The 20,904-nt window shown below is 49.9% G+C and carries 17 protein-coding genes and 2 tRNA genes; 1 reads left to right on the forward strand and 18 read right to left on the reverse strand.

All coding sequences use genetic code 11. The features are described 5' to 3' along the window. Positions 1–68 precede the first annotated feature (68 nt). From ligA to ACTQ1O_RS00380, 5 genes are all read right to left on the reverse strand, one after another. Positions 69–2,072 carry an NAD-dependent DNA ligase LigA gene (ligA, locus tag ACTQ1O_RS00360; RefSeq protein ID WP_441485630.1) on the reverse strand — a complete coding sequence of 668 codons (2,004 nt, stop codon included), beginning with the start codon at positions 2,070–2,072 and terminating at the stop codon, positions 69–71. 3 nt (positions 2,073–2,075) lie between these two features. Continuing rightward, positions 2,076–2,879, reverse strand: coding sequence for a pseudouridine synthase (locus tag ACTQ1O_RS00365; RefSeq protein WP_441474637.1), 804 nt, complete (start codon positions 2,877–2,879; stop codon positions 2,076–2,078). A gap of 240 nt (positions 2,880–3,119) precedes the next feature. After that, positions 3,120–3,986: a hypothetical protein gene (locus ACTQ1O_RS00370; RefSeq protein WP_441485631.1), complete on the reverse strand. Its 867-nt coding sequence runs from the start codon at positions 3,984–3,986 to the stop codon at positions 3,120–3,122. Positions 3,987–4,205: 219 nt separating this feature from the next. Next, positions 4,206–4,278, reverse strand: a tRNA-Arg gene (locus tag ACTQ1O_RS00375). A 170-nt stretch (positions 4,279–4,448) separates the two neighbouring features. Then, positions 4,449–5,333: a DUF5688 family protein gene (locus ACTQ1O_RS00380; protein ID WP_441485632.1), complete on the reverse strand. Its 885-nt coding sequence runs from the start codon at positions 5,331–5,333 to the stop codon at positions 4,449–4,451. Positions 5,334–5,487: 154 nt separating this feature from the next. Between ACTQ1O_RS00380 and ACTQ1O_RS00385 the strand changes: the two genes are divergently transcribed. Continuing rightward, on the forward strand, positions 5,488–5,640 hold the full coding sequence (locus tag ACTQ1O_RS00385) for a hypothetical protein (protein ID WP_441485633.1): 153 nt from the start codon (positions 5,488–5,490) through the stop codon (positions 5,638–5,640). A gap of 257 nt (positions 5,641–5,897) precedes the next feature. On the opposite strand, the gene efp is transcribed toward ACTQ1O_RS00385, so the two are convergent. The 13 genes from efp to galT form a co-directional block, all read right to left on the reverse strand. Further along, positions 5,898–6,461: an elongation factor P gene (gene efp, locus ACTQ1O_RS00390; protein WP_441099548.1), complete on the reverse strand. Its 564-nt coding sequence runs from the start codon at positions 6,459–6,461 to the stop codon at positions 5,898–5,900. An 80-nt stretch (positions 6,462–6,541) separates the two neighbouring features. After that, positions 6,542–7,111, reverse strand: coding sequence for a YqeG family HAD IIIA-type phosphatase (locus ACTQ1O_RS00395; protein WP_441485634.1), 570 nt, complete (start codon positions 7,109–7,111; stop codon positions 6,542–6,544). A 4-nt stretch (positions 7,112–7,115) separates the two neighbouring features. Then, positions 7,116–8,477 carry a citrate/2-methylcitrate synthase gene (locus ACTQ1O_RS00400; RefSeq protein ID WP_441485635.1) on the reverse strand — a complete coding sequence of 454 codons (1,362 nt, stop codon included), beginning with the start codon at positions 8,475–8,477 and terminating at the stop codon, positions 7,116–7,118. 112 nt (positions 8,478–8,589) lie between these two features. Then, positions 8,590–9,804: an aminotransferase class I/II-fold pyridoxal phosphate-dependent enzyme gene (locus tag ACTQ1O_RS00405; protein WP_441474642.1), complete on the reverse strand. Its 1,215-nt coding sequence runs from the start codon at positions 9,802–9,804 to the stop codon at positions 8,590–8,592. Between the two features lie 255 nt (positions 9,805–10,059). Next, the gene (locus ACTQ1O_RS00410; protein ID WP_441474643.1) at positions 10,060–10,578 is read right to left on the reverse strand and encodes a transposase; all 519 of its coding nucleotides are present in this window, start codon (positions 10,576–10,578) and stop codon (positions 10,060–10,062) included. Positions 10,579–10,636: 58 nt separating this feature from the next. Then, positions 10,637–11,086, reverse strand: a complete 450-nt coding sequence (nrdR, locus tag ACTQ1O_RS00415; protein ID WP_441099543.1) for a transcriptional regulator NrdR — start codon at positions 11,084–11,086, stop codon at positions 10,637–10,639. 288 nt (positions 11,087–11,374) lie between these two features. Continuing rightward, positions 11,375–11,854 carry a COG2426 family protein gene (locus tag ACTQ1O_RS00420; RefSeq protein WP_441474644.1) on the reverse strand — a complete coding sequence of 160 codons (480 nt, stop codon included), beginning with the start codon at positions 11,852–11,854 and terminating at the stop codon, positions 11,375–11,377. 129 nt (positions 11,855–11,983) lie between these two features. Further along, positions 11,984–12,880 carry an undecaprenyl-diphosphate phosphatase gene (locus ACTQ1O_RS00425; protein ID WP_441485636.1) on the reverse strand — a complete coding sequence of 299 codons (897 nt, stop codon included), beginning with the start codon at positions 12,878–12,880 and terminating at the stop codon, positions 11,984–11,986. 209 nt (positions 12,881–13,089) lie between these two features. After that, entirely contained in the window at positions 13,090–16,314 is a 3,225-nt protein-coding gene (gene carB, locus ACTQ1O_RS00430) for a carbamoyl-phosphate synthase large subunit (protein WP_441485637.1), read from the reverse strand. Beyond that, a complete protein-coding gene (locus tag ACTQ1O_RS00435; RefSeq protein WP_441099539.1) occupies positions 16,314–17,471 on the reverse strand; it encodes a carbamoyl phosphate synthase small subunit in 1,158 nt (385 codons plus the stop codon). The genes carB and ACTQ1O_RS00435 overlap by 1 nt, the downstream gene beginning before the upstream one ends. A gap of 473 nt (positions 17,472–17,944) precedes the next feature. Continuing rightward, a tRNA-Leu gene (locus ACTQ1O_RS00440) sits at positions 17,945–18,028 on the reverse strand. A gap of 172 nt (positions 18,029–18,200) precedes the next feature. After that, entirely contained in the window at positions 18,201–18,896 is a 696-nt protein-coding gene (locus tag ACTQ1O_RS00445; protein WP_441485638.1) for a flavin reductase family protein, read from the reverse strand. 300 nt (positions 18,897–19,196) lie between these two features. After that, complete coding sequence (gene galT, locus ACTQ1O_RS00450) at positions 19,197–20,735, reverse strand: UDP-glucose--hexose-1-phosphate uridylyltransferase (RefSeq protein ID WP_441485639.1); 1,539 nt, start codon at positions 20,733–20,735, stop codon at positions 19,197–19,199. Positions 20,736–20,904 lie beyond the last annotated feature (169 nt).

The following is a 20,904-nucleotide window of genomic DNA, read 5'->3' on the forward strand; positions in this document are numbered from 1 at the left end:
GCAGGGCTATAGCGATTACATTTTCTGGCAGTCATATGCGTATATTATACGCTTTCCCCAAATAACGTTCAAGACAGCATCGCGAGCAGTCCCGCCTCATCGATGACAGGAACGCCGAGCGCCTGTGCCTTCTCCAGTTTGCTTCCCGCGGCTTCGCCGGCTACCAGATAGCTCGTCTTCCTGGATACGGAACCTGTGCATTTTCCGCCGTTTTTCTCAATCAGGGCCTTTGCCTCTGCCCTTCCGAGGGTTGGAAGTGTTCCGGTCACTACAATGGTGAGTCCTGCAAGCTTATCCGTGGTATCTTCTTTCTCCATTTCCATTTTTACGCCATAGTCCGAGAGTCTGTTCAGAATCTTCTGATTCTCTTCGTTTGAGAAGAAGCTCACGATATCTCGCGCTGTCGTTTCGCCGATATCCGGAATCTGTACAAGATCATCTTCTCCTGCCGCCTCAAGTTCCCGGATGCTCCGGTAATGCTTCATCAGTTCGCGTGCTGTTGACCCGCCTACATTGCGGATTCCGAGTGCGGTCAGAAGCCTGACGGGACTGTTGGATTTGGATTTCTCGATGGCTGCCAGAACTTTATCCGTATTTTTTTCCTTGCCGATAATTCCTTTTTCGATCAGCTCGTCCCGATGCTCCTTCAGGCAATAGATGTCCGCGTAATTTCTGAGATAGCTCTCCTTCACCAGCTCATCGACCAGTGTCTCCCCGAGACCTGTAATATCCATGCAGTTTCTCGAGGTAAAATATGAAATCGTGCGCGTCAGCTGCGCGGGGCAGGAGGGATTCACGCATCGGATATCAGCCGTGTCCTCTTCACGGATCAGCGGCTGTCCGCAGATCGGACAGAAGCGGGAGGCCTGATAGACCTGTTCCGGTTCTGTGATGCATCCCGTCAGTTTCGGAATAATGTCTCCGCTCTTACGTATCCTGTAGACGCCTCCGATTCCGATTTTCATATCACGGATATAATCCTGATTGTGCAGCGTCACACGTGAGACGCTGGTACCGCACAGCCTTGCCGGCTTTCCTGTTTCCTTATCATATACATGGCCGATGAATCCGATCTTTCCAGTTCTTCCAACCGTTTCCTCGATGGATTCCATCACAACGGGCCGCTCTTCCGGCGGATATTTGTAGGCGATGTGTCCGGCAGAGTACTTGCTCCCAGCCGGAAAATCCGACCGGTATGCGATCTGATCAATTTTAACAACCGCGCCGTCAATATCATAGGGAAGCTCGTCCCGCATCTCACCGATGCGGTTGATCGCCTGAAGCACTTCTTCCGGGCTGCTGCATAGCGTGTGACTGACGGTTTCTATCTTTCTCTCCGAGAGCCAGTCCAGCGCTCTGTCGTGACGCTCCATCAGTTCTGCCGGGCCATCCTGCACATTAAAAATAAACATGCGAAGACCACGCTTCTTCGTAATGGAAGGATCGAGCTGCCGAAGGGTTCCCGCTGCCAGATTTCGTGGATTCGCCGCCGTCTTTCTGCCGTTCTTCTCCTGCTCATCATTATAGCGTTCAAAATCCTCATGGGTCATATAGACCTCTCCGCGCAGCTCAAGATAGTCATACGGCGCACGGATGGTTCTCTGTACGCTCGGGATCACCATGGCATTTGCCGTCACATCCTCTCCGGTGAATCCGTCGCCACGGGTCTCCGCCGTCTCCAGAAGCATGGTTCCCGAGCCGTTGCCCCGGTAACGAAGCGTCATTGACAGGCCGTCAATTTTCTGTTCAACGGAAAACTGAGCATCCGGATGCATAGAAAGGACCTTCTTCACCCACTCTGTGACATCCTCGTAGTGAAAGACATCTTCGATCGAGAGCATAGGAACATTGTGGACGATCTTTACACCGGCTTCCCTTTTTGCGACTCCGCCGATAATCTGAGACGGAGAATCGGGGGTAATCCATTCCGGATGTTCTTCTTCGGCCGCCTTTAATCTCTGCATCAGCTGATCATATTCATAATCCGTGATCTCCGGTTCATTGCGGTTGTAATACAGATCCATGTGATGCAGGATCGTCTTCTTCAGTTCATTATACGCATCAAAATTCATTTCTCACCTGTTCCTCCGAGATAATCCCTGTCCATACCTGTCGAATCTTCCTGCTTCTTCGGTAAAATTACAGCCCTTGTCTGCCGCTCCTGCCTGTCTCTCCGGCAGAGTTCCTTTCAGTCTCGCTTTCAGCCCGCAAATCTCCTCCGGTGTCATCTCCGCCAGATCGCCCGGCTTCATATCACCGATCTGCACATTGACGACCCGGATACGCTTCAGGCTTTGAACACCGTATCCGCAGTACCTGCACATGCGCCGGATCTGCCGGTTCAGCCCCTGTGTCAGAATGATCCGAAAACTGCGCCTCCCTGTCTGTTCTACCCGACACGGTCTTGTCGTTACGCCAAGTTCCGAGAGATAGATGCCCCCGCGCATTCTGTCCAGAAAATCTTCCGTAAGATCACGGCTGACTGTTACTTCGTATTCCTTTTCATGAAAGTTCCGCGCCGTCATCATTTGCTGAATCAGGTCGCCGTCATCAGTCAGAATCAGAAGTCCCTCCGAATTCTTGTCCAGCCTTCCGGCATAAGTAACACGCCGCGGATACTTCAGATAATCCCCCAGGTTGTTCTTTTCTCTGGATTCGAAGGTACATACAATCCCAGTGGGTTTGTAGAGCTTCAGATATATCTTGTCCATCGGCGGAACAGCTCTTTTTCCATCGACCAGAACTTTATCTCCCTCTTCCACCTGTGACCCCGGTGCAGCTTTTTTTCCATTGATAGAAACATGACCGGCTTCCACAAGCCGGTCTGCTTCACGGCGCGAACATATTCCGCACTCACTCAGATATTTATTGATTCTCATGAATTTCTCCAAATACAGCCGGTCCGGAGAAAACTCGCAAAAAATCCGGAACCGGCTGTATGAATACATATACTTATGCTCCGCAGTCACAGCGCAGAGCAGCTCCCGCCTTATACAATCTGCCTGAAATATGCCGCGAAGCCATAGCAGATACCGTATGTGACAGCTGCGAAGAATTGCGGCGCAACGGAGCAGATGGTTTATACAGTATGTGGCGCCCCGCTTGCGGGGCATGGCCGTTTACTGCGCATCTGCCGCAGTGTCAGCGGCTGTATCCGCTGTGCCACCCGCAGTCTCATCTGTCGTGCCGGCGTCTCCTGTGGAATCCGTGCCATTGTCATTATTCCCGGAGCTGTCATCCGCAGAGGCAGTACCCGCATCTGAACTGCTGTCAGACGCGCTGGAGCCGAGCGTTGAAATATAGTTCTTGAGGTCTTCATTCGCGTTGACAACTGCATCATACTTGCTCTGCACATCGGCGATCAGCGCCTTTGCGGATTCTGTGGATGCAGCGTCACTCATTGCCTTCTGAATCTCCTCTGAGGAATCATCCGAGATCACAAGCTTGCCGCTGTCATCAGGTGCCACATAAAATTCGGAAAGGCCAGGAATCGTGTCCGAGTAGTCCTTGTACTTGTACGTGTATTCCACAAAAGCAATGTAAGTGCCCTCAGAAGGACCCGGGTACGAATATGTCGTAATATTCGAATACGACTCGATTGCTCCGCTGTTTCCACTGGAAATCAGATCACCGAAATATGTCTGAACTGCGGCGTTTACATCTCCGGAATCCTTCTTAAGTGTGTCCGTACCGGAAGAAGAAGAACTTACAGAAGCTGATCCCGAGCTGACGGCCGGTGTTACGCTGTTGTTCTCAGAAGATGAATCCACGCCGGACGCGGTCGATGAGACAGACTGAACTGCCTGGCCTGTGGCATTCTGCGGCTTCTCGTTTCTTTTAAGAATCCCTCGTACGAGAAAAACAAGCACGAGGATGACTACGACGATCGCTGCAATCAGTTCGATATATCTCAGGCGGTCGGAAATCCATTCCAGAACAGGATTATATTTACGTTTTGGTTTTCTGTTTCTGTTATTTTCTGACATAAAACAGTACTCCTTCTGTGAATTGCGGGAGTGCGCAGTACAGAGCGATCCAAAGCCTGTACAGCCTGTAAAACATTTACAGAACTATGGTGCCGTTTATAACCCCGCTAGTTCCATAAGCTCTTTAAAACCGCGCAGCAGACTGCATATCAGTTATCTCAGTTACAGGTATAAGAAAAGCCGGGTAAATGTCAAGACATCTATCCGGCAGTTCCTTCGCGCGTCTGGAGGGATTCGAACCCCCGCCACACGGTACCGGAAACCGTTGCTCTATCCCCTGAGCTACAAACGCATTTCAAATTTCCGCAACAAAAAGATTTTAGCACATAGAACACCACTTGTCAAATTACTGTATAAGTCCAGTCGCAATGTTCTTGGCCCACGGGGAGCTTGCTCACCAGTGGACAAGAACATTAGAGACGACAACAGGTATTTTTGACTCTTACGGAGAGCACATTTCCGTCACGCCCGGTACATTCTCGCTTCGGGTTGCTTATACAGATACACATGATCAGACAATACATCCTGATCTTCGACATTCGTCTGATTGATGTCGCAGACCATCCGGTTAAGCTCTGATGTCCGATAAATCCCGTCATCCGGCAGGATCAGACATTCATGAATGCTGCTTGGAATGATGAAATAGTCGCTGTCCAGTCTTTGAGCGATATGCTCTTTCACATCCGGGAGCGCGATACACACCGCTCCGTACATCCTGGACTGATTGGTCAAAAGATACAGCGGTGTATCCGGAACCTCACTTTCGCTGCATCTCAGATCCTCTTCCAGGATTCTTACCAGTGGCTGAAAAAGTATCTCACTGTGTTCTGCCGTCGCAGCCATAGCATCCTTCATGATCTGATCCGCGCTGACTCCCCAGATCTGCAGATGGTCATTCCGGATCTGAATCATGCAATCCGGGTAGTCAGGCTCGCTCAGATCGTATACACAGGTTATTGCGAGATCCATCCATCTAAGATGTGGCACCTCGCGCAGAAGCTCCCGGTTTTTCTTTTCACTGATCAGATGACACCGGAGATTCTTCCGCACCTCCTCATAATTTTGAAAGAAACCCGAGGGCAGCTTTCGGTATACACCGCTCATTTTTTCACGTTCCTGAAGAATGAGATTCACGATATGATGGATGGAAACTCCGGTTTCCCACATGTCGTAATAGTCTTCCAGGTACTGCATTGGCTGAGGGCAGTCCGTATTGTCCCGCAGAACAATCGCCCTGCGCCTGACGCCATTGTTTTTGCGGATCTCACAGACTCTGACATCCATACTGTCAGCAGCATCCTCCTTCATCTCGTGCAACAGAAGCTGTTCAAACTCATTGTAGCTCATAAGAATTCCTCCTTAAAAAAATTGTGTATGGAATATTTCATTATTATTTGCATTTATGAAATAGAACGGATAGATTTCTAATAAAATCCTGATACGATACATTCAACTGTCTGGTTGTAAAACGAATGTATACAGAGAAGAGATAAATGGCGATTTGCCGAAAATGATCTATGCGTCTGAGGCAGGCCGCTGTGAAAGGAATGATAAAGGAATAAAAAAAGGAAAAGAAATTCGGAAAAATCAGAGGAAATTCAAGATAAGGGAAATAAAAGATCAAATGTTGATGATGCTCGGAAGAAATGTCTGAAATGTTCCGAATGGGAAGTGTGAAACCTGAAGTCAGATGACAAAAACAAAAAAAATAAGATGAAAAAGCAAAGAAACCGGGTAAGAGGCGGAAAAAAGAATGGAAATAAGAATACAGGGAATCTGAAAATCGAGAATCAGATCAAAAATAAGAAATAAAATCAGGAACATAGATAAGTTCCGCGCAGACAGTGTCTCTGCCTGCACGGACACGACTCCGGCTGTCGTCGGGGCAGCTGCGGAATCTATTTATCTGATTCAGACACGTTTGAGGTATTCGCCGGTTCTGGTATCGATCTGGACTTTATCGCCCTGATTTACAAACAGCGGTACATTGATCTGTGCTCCGGTCTCAACAGTGGCGGGCTTTGTAGCGCCCTGAGCAGTGTTGCCGGCAAATCCGGGCTCTGTCTCTGTGATCTCAAGCTCGACAAAGAGCGGTGCCTCCACTGCAAATACATTTCCATTGTAGGAATTCAGCTTTACAACCTCATTCTCTTTTACAAACTTCAGAGAATCACCAACCGTCTCGCTGTTTACTGCAATCTGATCAAAGGTCTCGGGATCCATGAAGTAATACAGATCTCCATCATTGTAAAGATACTGCATGTCATGACGGTCAATTCTCGCTGCCGGGAATTTCTCGGTCGGACGGAATGTCTTCTCCACAACGCCGCCATTGATCACGTCTTTCAGTTTTGTTCTGACGAAGGCTGCTCCCTTGCCCGGTTTTACATGCTGAAACTCAATTACCTGGCAAACTTTTCCTTCGATTTCAAGGGTCATACCATTTCTAAACTCACCAGCTGCTACATCTGCCATGTGATGTTACCTCCTTATTTACCTGCGTGTCATTTTTTGCAATAGACCGTGATTTATTATATATAATTTTTACCTGATTTTCAACAATTTTTTTGGCCGCCGTTTGTTCCCCTGTCACGCGCGTATGCCTTCAGGACAGGCTTTTCCAGAAACCGCTTCAGCACGATCTGGATCTCCTCCTTCGGATCGATCGGATTGACAAGAATGCAGTACATCCCCGCTCGTCTGGCTCCCCAGACATCTGTAAAGAGCTGGTCTCCGATGAAGATCGTCTTGTCGGTCGGAACCTGAATGATTTCGCAGGCCCTGCAGTATCCCTTCACGGAAGGCTTGTTCGCCATGCAGAGATAATCCGACTCCACGTCAGCCGCAAAGGGAGCAACTCTTGATTTGCGGTTGTTTGAGATCAGGCAGGTCCGGAATCCCATCTCATGAAGCCTGCGAAACAGATCGATTGCCCTTCTGTCAGCAGGCGCGCCGTGCGGGACAAGGGTATTGTCAATATCGAAGGTCACTCCCCGGTATCCTTTTTCATACCAGGAGGCAAAATTGATATGATACGCGGAATCCAGCCATTCATCCGGATAAAATTTCTTCAAAAATCCATGGTTTTTCATTCTGCGTGCGTACCCTTCTCTCTTTCCCTGCATTTTCTTATTTTCTCTCATCGAGAGGAATGTATTCGCCGTTCGGACAGATGTTCATATAAGCCGGACGGATGATCTTATCTACATTGATCAGCTCCTCCAGGCGGTGCGCACTCCATCCGACAATTCTCGCGCAGGCGAAAATCGGTGTATACAGCTCAAGCGGCAGATCCAGCATGCTGTAGACGAAACCACTGTAGAAATCGACATTTGCGCTGACGCCCTTGTAGATATGGCGTTCCTCCGCGATGACCTCCGGAGCAAGTTTCTCAACCATGGAATACATCAAATAATCCTTGTGTCTGCCCTTCTGATCCGCAAGCTTCTCTACAAAAGATTTCAGAATCTGCGCACGGGGATCGGAGACCGAATACACCGCATGTCCCATTCCGTAAATCAGACCCTTTTTGTCAAACGCTTCCTTATGAAGGAGTTTCTTCAGGTATTCCCTGATCTGATCCTCATCGGTCACATCTCTGACATTCTTCTTCAGATCCGCAAACATCTTCACGACCTTGATATTGGCGCCTCCGTGCTTTGGTCCCTTCAATGACCCCAGAGCCGCCGCGATGGTCGAATACGTGTCTGTGCCAGAAGAAGTCACTACATGAGTCGTAAAGGTGGAGTTATTTCCGCCGCCATGCTCCATATGAAGAACCAGGGCAAGATCCAGAACCTTTGCCTCCAGCTCAGAATATTTTGTGTCCGGACGAAGCATCAGAAGGATATTCTCCGCCGTCGACAGCTTCGGCGACGGATTGTGAATATAGAAGCTTTTCCCCTTGATATAGTGATTATATGCATGATAGCCATATACCGAAAGCATTGGGAAGACAGCGATCAGATTCAGGCACTGACGCAGAACGTTCGGGAGTGAAATATCGTCCGCGTTCTTGTCGTAATAATAAAGCGTCAGGACACTTCTCGAGAGTGTGTTCATCATGTCCTTTGCAGGCGCCTTCATGATGACATCCCGGACAAAATTCTTCGGAAGTGAGCGCTGATTGGCAAGGAGAACGCAGAAATCATCCAGCTCCTCTTTTTTCGGAAGTCTTCCGAAAAGCAGGAGATACGCCGCCTCCTCGAACCCGAAGCGGTTTTCACGGAGGAAGCCCTCCGTAAGATCATGGATGTTGATTCCCCGGTAATATAATTCTCCGGGACAGGGAACCCGGTTCCCGTCAATATTTTTAAAGGATACAATGTTTGAAATATTGGTCAGTCCCGCGCGTACGCCCTGACCGTTTACATCACGCAGTCCTTTCTTAACATCATACTCTGCGTAGAGCTCCTTCGCGATTCCTGTATTCTCCTTGCATTCCTCTGCAAGCTCCACAATCTCCGGCGTAACCTTCGTCTGAAAACTCATTCTTCTTACTCCTGTTCTCTGTTGTCATCGATTCAAGACAGACATTCCCGCGAACCGTTTACCTGTTATCTGTCGTTCCGGTCCCAAAGAACTTCTTTGCTGACCAGATTTGTCACTGATGATAATACTGAAGAAATTCCTCAAGCTTCGCGCACGCAGACCGGAGCGTCCTTCTGTGCGGCAGATATACAATCCGGAAGTGATCCGGCGCAATCCAGTTGAATCCGGTCCCCTGGACGATCAGTACCTGCTTCTGATAAAGGAAATCATAGGCAAACTTCATGTCATCGGTGATGTTAAATTTCTCTGTGTCAATTTTCGGGAAAATATAGAATGCAGCCTTTGGCTTTACAACGCTAATACCGGGAATTTCCTTCAGCAGATTGTACACACACTCTCTCTGTTCGTAAATTCGTCCTCCGGGAACCAGATATTCCTCGACGCTCTGATATCCGCCGAGAGCCGTCTGGACGATCGACTGCGCCGGGACATTAGAACAGAGCCGCATATTGGACAGCATGTTGATGCCTTCCAGATAATCTTTTCCCATCTCAAGATTCCCCGAGAAAACCATCCAGCCGACGCGGAAACCCGCAATCATATGGGATTTCGAAAGGCCGGAGAAGGTCACACAAAAAAGATCCGGCGCCAGTGAAGCGATGGAAGTGTGGCCGATGCCGTCCATGACGAGTCGGTCATAGATTTCATCACAGAAAATGATGAGCTGATGCTCGCGCGCGACTCTGACAATCTCCTCCAGGACCTCCTTCGGATAAACGGCTCCCGTCGGGTTATTCGGGTTAATGATGACAATCGCCTTGGTCTTGTCGGTAACTTTTTTCTCGATATCCTCAATGTCCGGATACCATTCTGACTGCTCGTCACAGATGTAATGGACAACCTTGCCTCCCGCAAGCGTCGCGCAGGCTGTCCACAGCGGATAATCCGGAGCCGGAATCAGAATCTCATCTCCATCCTCCAGAAGTGCCTGAAGAGCCAGATTGATCAGTTCGCTGACACCGTTGCCGGTGTAAATGTTCTTGATTTCAACGTTCGGAATTTTCTTCAGCTGACAGTACTGCATGATCGCTTTTCTCGCGGAAAAAAGGCCTCTTGAGTCAGAATATCCCTCACAGTCTGCGAGGTTGCTCATCATATCGTGGATCACCTCATCCGGAGCTGTAAAGCCGAAGGTCGCCGGGTTGCCGATATTCAGCTTCAGGATCTTCTTTCCGTCCTCCTCCATGCGAGCCGCCTCTGCAACAACCGGGCCGCGGACATCATATAACACATTATCCAGCTTTGATGATTTATTGAACTGTCTCATAACTGTACCTCCCCAGATGAATATGTACGGGCAGTCAGCCACATCCGCTCATACATAGTATGAAACGGTGGGGCAAACGCCGCTACAGACCGGCAAAGCCGGTCACATGCAGCAGCTGCACGGGTTGTGAAGCAACGGAGCAACTGTCTTTATATATCTCATGTCATTCTATATATTGTGGCGCTAATTCCCGTCATTTTCAATTTCAATCAGAATATATTGTAACATTTACACTCAATTCTTGCAACGCGCACCTTATACACGTTGTGGTGCTCCGCCTGCTGCCCGTTTCTTTTCCCGGATCCGTCTCAAAAGTGGATTAAGCCTCGGGTCCGCACTGTTCATCACAAGCGAGATCAGTTCCTTCATATATGTGCCGAGAAGATCCTCACCTGTTTTTTCCGTGTTTGCCTCATTTCTGGCCCGGAACCGCCGGAATGTATTGGTGCTGAACGGCTGGCTGTCATAAACCGTCGTGTGAAGGGCGTACTGAAATCTCACATCAAAATTCAGCGTCTCGATCATCTCATCGTCTGTCATGTCCAGCAGTTCTTCCAGCAGCATGCCTCCCAGCACAATATTGACCGGTGTATTCGGTCTCGGACTCCTGTCACTGTAGAAATCCGCGAATTTTCGTTCATCAATTTTCGGAAAAATATCATCCCCGAACGGTTTTGCCCAGGAACGATCCAGCAGCTTCCTCTCCCGCTCACTCAGATGATTCAGGGAATCGACAAACGAGAGCTGCTGATATGTATTTTGTACAAATGCCATGTCTTCGGGCCTTTCGTTTTCGATCGCAGAGAAACAGGTCTAGAACTGTTCCTGCGTTTTACTTCAGCAGTTTCTTGAGCTCTTCCATAAAGGTGTTCACATCCTTGAATTCACGATATACGGACGCAAACCTTACATATGCCACAGGATCCAGATTCTTCAGTCTTTCCATGACCATGGTTCCGATCTCGTGGCTTGAGATTTCCTTGTCCTCGCGGCTGTAAATCTCATTTTCTACCTGATCTACAATGTCATTCATCTGCTTGACAGAGACCATCCGTTTTCTGCAGGCGAGCATGATACCGTTGTACAGCTTGTTCCGGTCGTAACGTTCCCGCGTCATGTCCTTCTTGATCACCATGACCGGTATGTTTTCGATTTTTTCATAGGTGGTAAACCGCTTGCCGCAATGATCGCAGACCCTTCTGCGCCGGATGGAATTATCCTCCTCCACCGGTCTGGAATCAATGACTCTTGTGTTATCCTGATTACAATATGGACATTTCATCTGTATTCCCTCAAAAATCCGGGATTGCGAAAGTGCACAGCACAGGCAATCCGAAGCATATCCAATTTGTGACGCAATTTAACCCTGGTTGTTTCACTGTTCCCGTTCGTCCGCTGCAGGAATGATGCCAATCCGGAAGAACGACAGACAATTACACATCGTTCCCATTCCTTCACATCTGACACGTCAGAGATAACCTTGTCCTGCCTTCCGGCTCATTCATCCCGTGATCAGGCCTGCTGCTCCGAGCACGTCCGACCACTCCGCAAGAGTTATTCCGGGCTCAATTCATCCCGCAATAAGTCCTGCCGCTCCGAGAACACCTGCCGACGCCAGCCCCATGATGATTCCGGCAAGCAGAACACCGAGCATTACGGCCACAACGCTCTCCTTGAATCCCATGTCCAGAAGACTCGCAGCCAGTGTGCCGGTCCACGCGCCGGTTCCCGGAAGCGGAATGCCAACGAAGATAAAAAGCGCGGCGAACAGACCCTTTCCTGCTTTTTCCTTCAGCTTTTCACCGCCTTTTTTCCCTTTCTCCAGGCAAAAGGTAAAAAATTTACCGATGTATTTCTTATCCGCGCCCCATTCCAGAATCTTCCTTGCAAAGAAATAAATGAATGGAACCGGAACCATATTTCCGATAACCGCGATGATATACGCGTGAAGGAGCGGAACGCCCATCTTTGCGGCGACAGGGATTGCTCCTCTGAGTTCAACGATCGGAACCATTGAGATGATAAAAGTAACGAGATATTTTCGAAACATTGCTTTCTCCTGAACGCATAATCTTTCTGTATGATCTTCTTTGTCTCTTTTTCACGGATACGTATGAAATCTGCGGTTTTTCCCACGGACCCGCATAACTATCCATGTCTCATCAAATCCTTCCGGACATCAGATGGCACCAGCGATTCCAAGAAGAATCACTATGACACCCAGTACAATCCGGTACCAGCCAAATACCTTGAAGTCATGTCTGCGGATATAATTCATCAGGAATTTGATGACAAAAATCGATACCACAAAGGAAACGACACAGCCTAGCAGAAGCACTGCAGCTTCCAACGCCGTAAAGGCGAGTCCGAACTTCGCGAGCTTCAGCACGGAAGCGCCAAGCATCGTCGGAATGGCCAGATAGAAGGTGTATTCCGCCGCTGTCGTTCTGGACAGTCCGATCAGAATGCCGCCGATGATCGTGGCACCGGAGCGGGAAGTCCCGGGTACCATAGCCAGGCACTGAAAGATCCCGATAAACAGGGCATCCTTGAAAGAAATCCGGCTGATTTTCGATACTCTTGGATCCTTGTTTTTGTTCCGGTTTTCGATGAGGATGAACAGAATACCATAGATAATCAGCATCGCGGACACCACCTGCGGGTTGTACAGATGCTCATCCATCCAGTCATTCAGAGGGAACCCGATGATGATCGCGGGTATTACCGAGACAATAATCTTCAGCCAGAGCACGATCCTGTCCATGTAGATATACCGGTCCGCAAATTTTTGGAAGCTTCCGGCAGTGCCTTCTGTCTGCGGACTGGAGAACTGCGTCTTCGACGGAGCATTCTTCGATGTGTGGAAGGGCCAAAGTTTTTTGAAATAGATTACAACGACAGCCATGATCGCGCCAAGCTGAATGACGACATCGAACATGCTGACAAAGGACTTGCTCATTCCGAGATTCAGAATCTTCTGGAAGATAATCAGATGACCGGTACTGCTGATCGGGAGCCACTCGGTAATTCCCTCCACAATACCCAGTATAATCGTTTTTAACAGTGTAATAAACATTTTTTCTTTTTCCTTACTCTTATCGTTTAAACTCTTCGAAAACGCAGACGCTGCTGTGAACGAGATAAAACACGCTGCGCGAGTTTTATCTCGCTATCGCGACGCTCGCCGCACACGAATACTTCGCATTCGGCTGCGGCTCACTGTTCGCGTAAACAAAGGAATCCGGTCTTTACATCTTCAGTAAAAACCGGATTGTCCTCTGACTCTTATTTGTTTCTGTTTCCTCGTTTCAAAATCTTTGCGATATCGATCAGATCGAGCGTCTTGATATCCGTATTTTCCAGAGATGTCGCCAGCGCTCTTGCCGTATCTACTGCGGTGATGACATTTACGCCGGTTTCGATGGCATTTCTGCGGATGACAAATCCGTCTCTGGAGTGCTCCGCGCCCTGTTCCGGTATATCGATGACCAGATCAATCTTATGTCCGAGAATCAGATCCATGAGGTTCGGACTCGGCTGTTCGATTTTATTAACCGGAACTGCATGAACTCCATGTTCTGTCAGGTATTTCGCAGTTCCCCGGGTTGAGAAAATCTTATATCCGAGATTTTCAAATCTCTTGATGATCGGAGTGATCTCTTCCTTCTCGCTGTCGCGGACGGTGACGATCATGTTCTTGTATTTCGGCAGACGGACGCCTGCTCCGATGAAGGCCTTGTAAAGTGCTTCGTTGAAGGACTTCGCGATGCCCAGACATTCTCCTGTGGATTTCATCTCCGGTCCGAGGCTGATATCCGCGTCCCGGATCTTTTCGAAGGAAAAGACAGGCATCTTGATTGCCATATAATCCGCCTCCGGCTGAAGGCCAGGCTCATATCCGAGCTCCCGGATCTTGTGGCCGAGAATCACCTGCGCCGCGAGCGGTACAATCGGAATACCTGTGACCTTGCTGATATAAGGAACCGTGCGGGAGGATCTCGGATTTACCTCAATCACATATACCTCGTTCTTGTAAACAATAAACTGGATGTTGATCATTCCGAGAACGTGAAGGGCATTCGCGAGCTTCCGGGTGTCGGTTTCAATTTTCTTCTTGATTTCTGCCGAAAGATCCTTTGCCGGATACACAGAGATACTGTCTCCGGAGTGTATGCCTGCCCGCTCGATATGCTGCATGATGCCCGGAATCAGGATGTCTTCGCCGTCACAGACCGCGTCGACCTCAATTTCGGTTCCCGCCAGATATTTATCGACAAGGATTGGGTGTTCCTGGGTATAACGGTTGATAACGCCAATGTACTCCCGGATGTCGTCATCGCTTATCGCGATCTGCATGCCCTGTCCTCCCAGTACATAGGACGGGCGCACCAGAACCGGATAGCCGAGCTCGTTGGCCACCTTGACACCCTCCTCCGCAGTAAACACTGTGCCGCCCGAAGCTCTCGGAATGCCGGTCTGACGAAGGATCTGATCAAACCGCTCCCTGTCTTCCGCCGCATCTACATCAGAGGCGGAGGTGCCGAGAATCGGGACTCCCATCTTCATCAGCGCCTCTGTGAGCTTGATGGCCGTCTGACCGCCGAACTGCACGACGGCTCCGTCCGGATGCTCGACATTTACAACGTTTTCCACATCCTCAGGCGTAAGCGGCTCAAAATAGAGCTTGTCCGCGATGTCGAAGTCAGTGGAAACGGTCTCCGGGTTGTTGTTGATGATGATGGTTTCGTATCCTTCTTTTTCAAACGCCCAGGTGGCGTGGACAGAACAGAAATCGAACTCAATTCCCTGGCCGATTCGGATCGGTCCGGAACCGAGTACGAGAACCTTCTTTCTGTCTCCGGTGGAAACCGCCTCATTCTCACCGCCGTAAACGGAGTAGAAGTAAGGAGTCTCCGCGGAGAATTCCGCGGCGCAGGTATCAACCATTTTGTATGCGGCGGTAATTCCCGCCTTTTTGCGCATCTCCTTAACCTCTGCTTCGGAAACAGATCCGTTCAGCTTCGCGATCAGGTAATCCGGGAACTCCATCCGCTTTGCCTCACGCAGGGTCTCCACGTCCAGCCTGCCGCTCTTCAAAATATTTTCCATTTCTACGAGTCTGGCAATCTTGTCAATAAACCAGATATCGATCTTCGTAATGGAGTGAATGCGGTCATACGGCACGCCCCGCCTTACTGCCTCCGCGATTCTCCAGATCCGCATATCATCGATGATCGACAGATCGTGGATCAGCTGATCCTCCGAAAGGCCGGTGAAATCGTAACTCATGAGAGAATCCACATGCTGTTCAAGGGAACGGATTGCCTTCATCAGCGCTCCCTCAAAATTCGTGCAGATACTCATGACCTCGCCGGTTGCCTTCATCTGTGTCGTAAGTGTACGCTTTGCCGTGATGAACTTGTCAAACGGAAGCCGTGGGATCTTGACAACACAGTAGTCAAGCATCGGCTCGAAGCTTGCGAAGGTTTTCTTCGTGATTGCGTTCGGAATCTCATCCAGAGTATAGCCGAGGGCGATCTTCGCTGCCACCTTCGCGATCGGATAGCCGGTTGCCTTGGACGCCAGCGCAGAGGAACGGCTCACACGCGGATTTACCTCGATGACGCAATACTCAAAGCTGTCCGGGTTCAGGGCATACTGCACGTTGCAGCCTCCGGTGATTCCGAGCTCGGTAATGATGTTCAGTGCAGAGGTCCGGAGCATCTGATACTCCTTGTCGCCGAGCGTCTGCGACGGAGCAACGACAATGGAATCGCCGGTGTGAACACCGACGGGATCAATGTTCTCCATGTTGCAGACCGTGATGACGTTTCCCGCGGAATCGCGCATCACCTCATATTCGATTTCCTTCCATCCGCCAATGTAGCGCTCAACAAGAACCTCGTGCACGCGGGACAGCCGGAGTCCGTTGGACAGAATCTCACGCAGCTCATTCTCATCGTGAGCGATTCCGCCGCCCGATCCTCCGAGCGTATACGCGGGACGCAGCACTACAGGATAACCGATTTTCTCCGCAAACCGGATGCCATGCTCCAGGCTGTGAACAACCTCGGATGCCGCTACCGGCTCACCGATTTTTTCCATGGTATCCTTAAACATCTGGCGATCTTCCGCCTTCTTGATCGTAAGGGAGGTGGTACCGATCAGACGAACATGGTTTTCCTTCAGAAAGCCACGGTCTTCCAGCTCCATGGCAAGGTTCAGTCCTGCCTGCCCTCCCATGGTCGGAAGCACACTGTCCGGCTTTTCCTTCAGGATCAGCTGTTCCACTACCTCAACGGTCAGCGGCTCAATATACACCTTGTCCGCGATATCTCCGTCCGTCATGATGGTAGCCGGGTTGGAGTTCAGAAGCACAACCTCGACGCCCTCCTCCTTCAGAGAACGGCAGCACTGTGTACCCGCATAGTCAAACTCCGCAGCCTGTCCGATAACGATTGGGCCGGAGCCAATTACCAGTACCTTCTTTATACTCATATCCCTGGACATTACTGGTCACCTCCCATCATTCTGATAAACTTGTCAAACAGATACGCGGAATCCTGCGGGCCGGGGCATGCCTCGGGATGGAACTGCGTCGTGAAAATGTTCTTGCCCTTGTAGCGAAGGCCCTCATTCGTCCTGTCATTTACATTCACATAAGCCGGCTCCGCGATCTCCGGATCCACCGTGTCCGTATCGACGACATAGCCATGATTCTGCGAGGTAATATAGACCCGCCCGGTTTCCAGATCCTTCACCGGGTGATTTCCTCCCCTGTGTCCATATTTCATCTTCTTTGTGTTGAAGCCGGCAGCAAGTGCCATCAGCTGATGGCCCATGCAGATCGCATAGATCGGCACATCCGACTCGTAAAGCTTGCGAACCTCTCGGATCTCATCCGGACAATCCTTGGGGTCTCCGGGACCGTTTGTCAGCATAATCCCGTCCGGATGGCCGGCCAGAACCTCTTCTGCCTTTGTCCAGGCAGGATACACCGTGACATCACAGCCTCTCTGATTCAGAGAACGGATAATATTGTACTTCACCCCGAAATCCATCAGTGCCACCTTATAGGTGCGTCCGGTGCGTTTTCCGCTTACCGGAGCTTCTGGATCCGCGTCCTTATAGGCAGGGCTGGTAATTCCTCCAACAACGGTATCCGTCGCCGGCCAGAACTCCTTTTCTGTACAGGTAACCTCTTCCACCTCATTTCCGGTTCTGTATGCCCGGATCTGCGGAAGAACCTCCTCCGGAACAACATCGGGATCTGTGGTGATCATTCCATTCATCGTACCGGACTCACGAAGGATCTTCGTCAGAGCACGGGTATCAATGCCTTCGATCCCGGGAACATTGTAGCGCTTCAGGAATGCCTGAATGGTGTCTTCCTCCCGGAAATTGCTGGGAACCCTTGATAATTCATGAACGATAAATCCGTCCATATAGGGTCTCAGAGACTCCTGATCCCGGTAACAGATCCCGTAATTTCCGATCAGCGGATATGTCATGCAGACAGCCTGTCCCGAGTAAGACGGGTCAGTCAGAACCTCTTCATAACCGGTCATAGATGTATTGAAGACGATCTCGCTTATGACAGTCTTTCTGGATCCTATACTTTTCCCTGTAAATACATGCCCATCTTCTAGAATCAAATAAGCTTTCATTTGCGTGCTCCTTGTTCAATCCGTAGCCTCTACAGTATGTAACGCTCCGCCTGCGGGGCATAAGCCTTTTCCTTACGCGGACAGCCTGCCGCCTATGGCCGCACTGCGGCCTTTTGCGGCGAGCGCAGCGATACGAGAGATCACCGGCATAACGCCTGTTGTCTCGCTGCATAGTTCTTCTGCCCGATTATAGCACAGGTTTCCATATCTTTCCTCTTAAAATTGCGAAATTGAGAAATTCATGGACGTCTGACATTCATCTTGACCGGTCATACCGGACGCATGGTCCCGGACACATGACATTCCTCCAATCTCAAAAAGACGAACCGCAAGGATTTCCGCAAAAGAAAAGCCACGGGAACACGAATATGTGCTCCTGTGGCTCTTCTGTTCATTCTTCTGTGATCAAAGTAACTGGCATCAATTTATGACCGGCCTCATCTTTCATTTCCTGTTTTCGGGCAAAAAGAAAGTGCAGGAAGCGGGACTTGAACCCGCACAGTATTGCTACCACAGGCACCTGAAGCCTGCGCGTCTGCCAATTCCGCCATTCCTGCATCTGCTGATATTCAATGTCGTGTGCGTTTTCTGTCGCTCACAACGATGTTTATCTTATCAGACCTTCTTTCGATTGTCAACTGTATTTTTAAAATTTTTTGTAACTATTCATCACATCTCGTCTCGAAAACCACAGGCACCCGGGATTAAAGTGCTGAATCTTTACCATTTTTATCTTTTTACTTTACTGACGTTCCGCTGATCTGCCTTCCGCATTTTCTTTGTCCTCTTTCTGACTGTCTTCTTCCTGACCGAGTACCCGAAACTTCCCAGTTCTCTTCCGAGCTCGTAGTATTTTCCGTGGGAGTATGCGGTGAGTCCGGTTTTCTCCAGATGGAAACTGCCTTTTTCATCCATATACCGGCTGTCTGCCTGGATACAGACAACTTCGGCGAGGAACATGTCATGGGTTCCAAGCTCCAGAACCTGTTTTACCCGGCACTCGATATTGACCGGAGATTCCTCAATGACTGGTGCCTGTACCCGGATTCCTCTGCCCGCAGTAAGGTTGCAGGCTTCGAACTTATTCAAATTTCTTCCGGATCTGACGCCGCAGAAATCAGCTGCCCTTACCAGCCGGTCTGTGGTCAGATTTACGACAAACTCGCCGTGCTCCTTCAGAAGATGCCAGGAGTACCGGCTGCGCCGTACCGAGATCGACAGCATCGGCGGGTCGGAGCACACGGTTCCGGCCCAGGCTACGGTTATGATATTTGGGATTCCCGCCGCATTATAAGAGGCTGTGTCTGATTTCTCCCGGTATTGCCGGTCTGTCTCTCCCGGCACCTCACCAGCAACGCTGATCATGACTGCAGGCACCGGATATAGAAAATTGCCGGGCTTTTCAAATACAATTTTTTCACTCATGACAGATACCTCTTAATCTTTACAGATGCTTCTATCCTGTACAGATGCCTCTTATCCTCTACCGGATTCTCGAAGGGACGCACCCCAGCCAAAACCCTCCTGGATGCGAACGCAGAAACGAGATAAAACACGCTGCGCGAGTTTTATCTCGCTATCGCGACGCTCGCCGCACACGAATACTTCGCATTCGGCTGCGGCTCACTGTTCGCGTAAATTATAAACGTTTCCGCCGCGCACCAAGCACAAACGTCGCGGAAACAGCTTCTCGGATCGTCTTGGAAACGTCTGTTTCCCGTCCTCTTACAGCGCCTGAATAAACCGGTCAAATGCCTCCTGTCCTTCCGCTGTGCGCTTGAATACACCGGCATCTTCCAGAACAAGCATGAATACCTTTCCGATTTCTTCCTTCAGAATATCGTCGATATTCGTCTCATTGATCGTGCTGTGACGCTTCATAATCTGTTCCGCCCAGTCTGCATGCTTTGACAGCTCCTCATCTGCGCGGATTTTTCTTCCTTCAAGTATTGCTTTCCTGAGATCTGCCATCTCCTTCTTCAATCTTGCGGGAAGCACAGCAAGACCCATAACCTCGATCAAACCGATATTTTCCTTCTTGATATGATGAAGCTCCGCGTGCGGGTGGAAGACACCGAGCGGGTGCTCCTTCGTGGTGATGTTGTTCCGGAGGACCAGATCCAGTTCGTAATCCTCTCCCCGTTTCCTCGCGATCGGCGTGATCGTGTTGTGAGGCGTCCCGTCTGTCTCTGCGTAGATAAAGACTTTTTCATCCGTATATCCTCTCCATGCGGTCAGGATTCTGTCCGCGAGCGCAATGATGCGTTCGGTGTCCGGACCGGAGAGCCGGATACAGGACATCGGCCATTTCACAATTCCCGACTTTACATCCTCAAATCCAGCCACGGAAAAGCTTCGTTCTACCGGTGCCTTCGCCATCGCGAATTCATAATGGCCGCCCTGAAAATGATCATGACTCAGAATGGATCCTCCTACGATCGGGAGATCTGCATTCGAGCCGACAAAGTAGTGCGGGAACATCTTCACAAAATCGAAGAGCTTGCAGAAGGTCGCATGCTCAATCTTCATCGGAATGTGCCGGGAGTTAAATACAATACAGTGTTCATTATAATACACATACGGGGAATATTGGAAGCACCAGTCCGAATTCTGTATGGTTACCGGAATGACCCTGTGATTTTCTCTGGCGGGATGATCCGGTCTTCCGGCGTATCCCTCGTTCTCCCTGCAGAGCTGGCATTTCGGATAGCCTGACTGCTTCGCGTTTTTCGCAGCCGCAATCGCCTTCGGATCTTTTTCCGGTTTGGAGAGATTGATCGTAATATCCAGATCTCCGTACTCCGTTGGAACCTTCCACTTCATATCCTTCGCGATACGATATCTGCGAATGTAATCCGTATTTCTGGAAAAATCATAGTACCAGTCTGTTGCCTTGACCGGGGAATCCTCATACAGCTTCCGGAATCTGCGGATCACTTCAGAAGGTCTCGGAGTCAGGCATCCCATCAGACGGGTATCAAATAGATCGCGATAGACGATGCTGTCCCCTCCGGTAAGTCCCCTCGACACCGCGTCGTCAGTCAGTTCCCTCAGCGTCTCCTCAAGCTCGGTTCCCGCTGCGATCCGCTCTTCGTTCAGAGTCGACGCGTAGGCGATCACCTCTTCCCGGCTGCCCTCATAGCTGTCCTTTTCAAGGTTCATCAGAATCTGGTTCACCGTGTAAATGATATCATCCTCTTCAATCAGCCCGGTGTATAATCCATATCCTGCCAGCCTCGTTATTGCATTGTCAACATCACTCATATCTTCCTCCGTTCTGCAGGCATCCCCTGCTGTTCCGATTATTTTTATGTGTACAGGCATCTGCTGCCTGAAACTTTGATTTACGCGAACAGTGAGCTGCAGCCGAATGCGAAGCATTCGTGTGCGGCGAGCGTCGCGATAGCGAGATAAAACTCGCGCAGCGTGTTTT

The sequence above is a fragment of the Bilifractor sp. LCP21S3_A7 genome (assembly GCF_052118825.1).
Lineage (GTDB): Bacteria > Bacillota > Clostridia > Lachnospirales > Lachnospiraceae > Bilifractor.

Coding starts and splice junctions, on each gene's coding strand:
- ligA (WP_441485630.1), bottom strand. CDS start 2,072: ATGAATTTTGATGCGTATAATGAACTGAAGAAGACGATCCTGCATCAC.
- ACTQ1O_RS00365 (WP_441474637.1), bottom strand. CDS start 2,879: ATGAGAATCAATAAATATCTGAGTGAGTGCGGAATATGTTCGCGCCGT.
- ACTQ1O_RS00370 (WP_441485631.1), bottom strand. CDS start 3,986: ATGTCAGAAAATAACAGAAACAGAAAACCAAAACGTAAATATAATCCT.
- ACTQ1O_RS00380 (WP_441485632.1), bottom strand. CDS start 5,333: ATGAGCTACAATGAGTTTGAACAGCTTCTGTTGCACGAGATGAAGGAG.
- efp (WP_441099548.1), bottom strand. CDS start 6,461: ATGGCAGATGTAGCAGCTGGTGAGTTTAGAAATGGTATGACCCTTGAA.
- ACTQ1O_RS00395 (WP_441485634.1), bottom strand. CDS start 7,111: ATGCAGGGAAAGAGAGAAGGGTACGCACGCAGAATGAAAAACCATGGA.
- ACTQ1O_RS00400 (WP_441485635.1), bottom strand. CDS start 8,477: ATGAGTTTTCAGACGAAGGTTACGCCGGAGATTGTGGAGCTTGCAGAG.
- ACTQ1O_RS00405 (WP_441474642.1), bottom strand. CDS start 9,804: ATGAGACAGTTCAATAAATCATCAAAGCTGGATAATGTGTTATATGAT.
- ACTQ1O_RS00410 (WP_441474643.1), bottom strand. CDS start 10,578: ATGGCATTTGTACAAAATACATATCAGCAGCTCTCGTTTGTCGATTCC.
- nrdR (WP_441099543.1), bottom strand. CDS start 11,086: ATGAAATGTCCATATTGTAATCAGGATAACACAAGAGTCATTGATTCC.
- ACTQ1O_RS00420 (WP_441474644.1), bottom strand. CDS start 11,854: ATGTTTCGAAAATATCTCGTTACTTTTATCATCTCAATGGTTCCGATC.
- ACTQ1O_RS00425 (WP_441485636.1), bottom strand. CDS start 12,880: ATGTTTATTACACTGTTAAAAACGATTATACTGGGTATTGTGGAGGGA.
- carB (WP_441485637.1), bottom strand. CDS start 16,314: ATGTCCAGGGATATGAGTATAAAGAAGGTACTGGTAATTGGCTCCGGC.
- ACTQ1O_RS00435 (WP_441099539.1), bottom strand. CDS start 17,471: ATGAAAGCTTATTTGATTCTAGAAGATGGGCATGTATTTACAGGGAAA.
- ACTQ1O_RS00445 (WP_441485638.1), bottom strand. CDS start 18,896: ATGAGTGAAAAAATTGTATTTGAAAAGCCCGGCAATTTTCTATATCCG.
- galT (WP_441485639.1), bottom strand. CDS start 20,735: ATGAGTGATGTTGACAATGCAATAACGAGGCTGGCAGGATATGGATTA.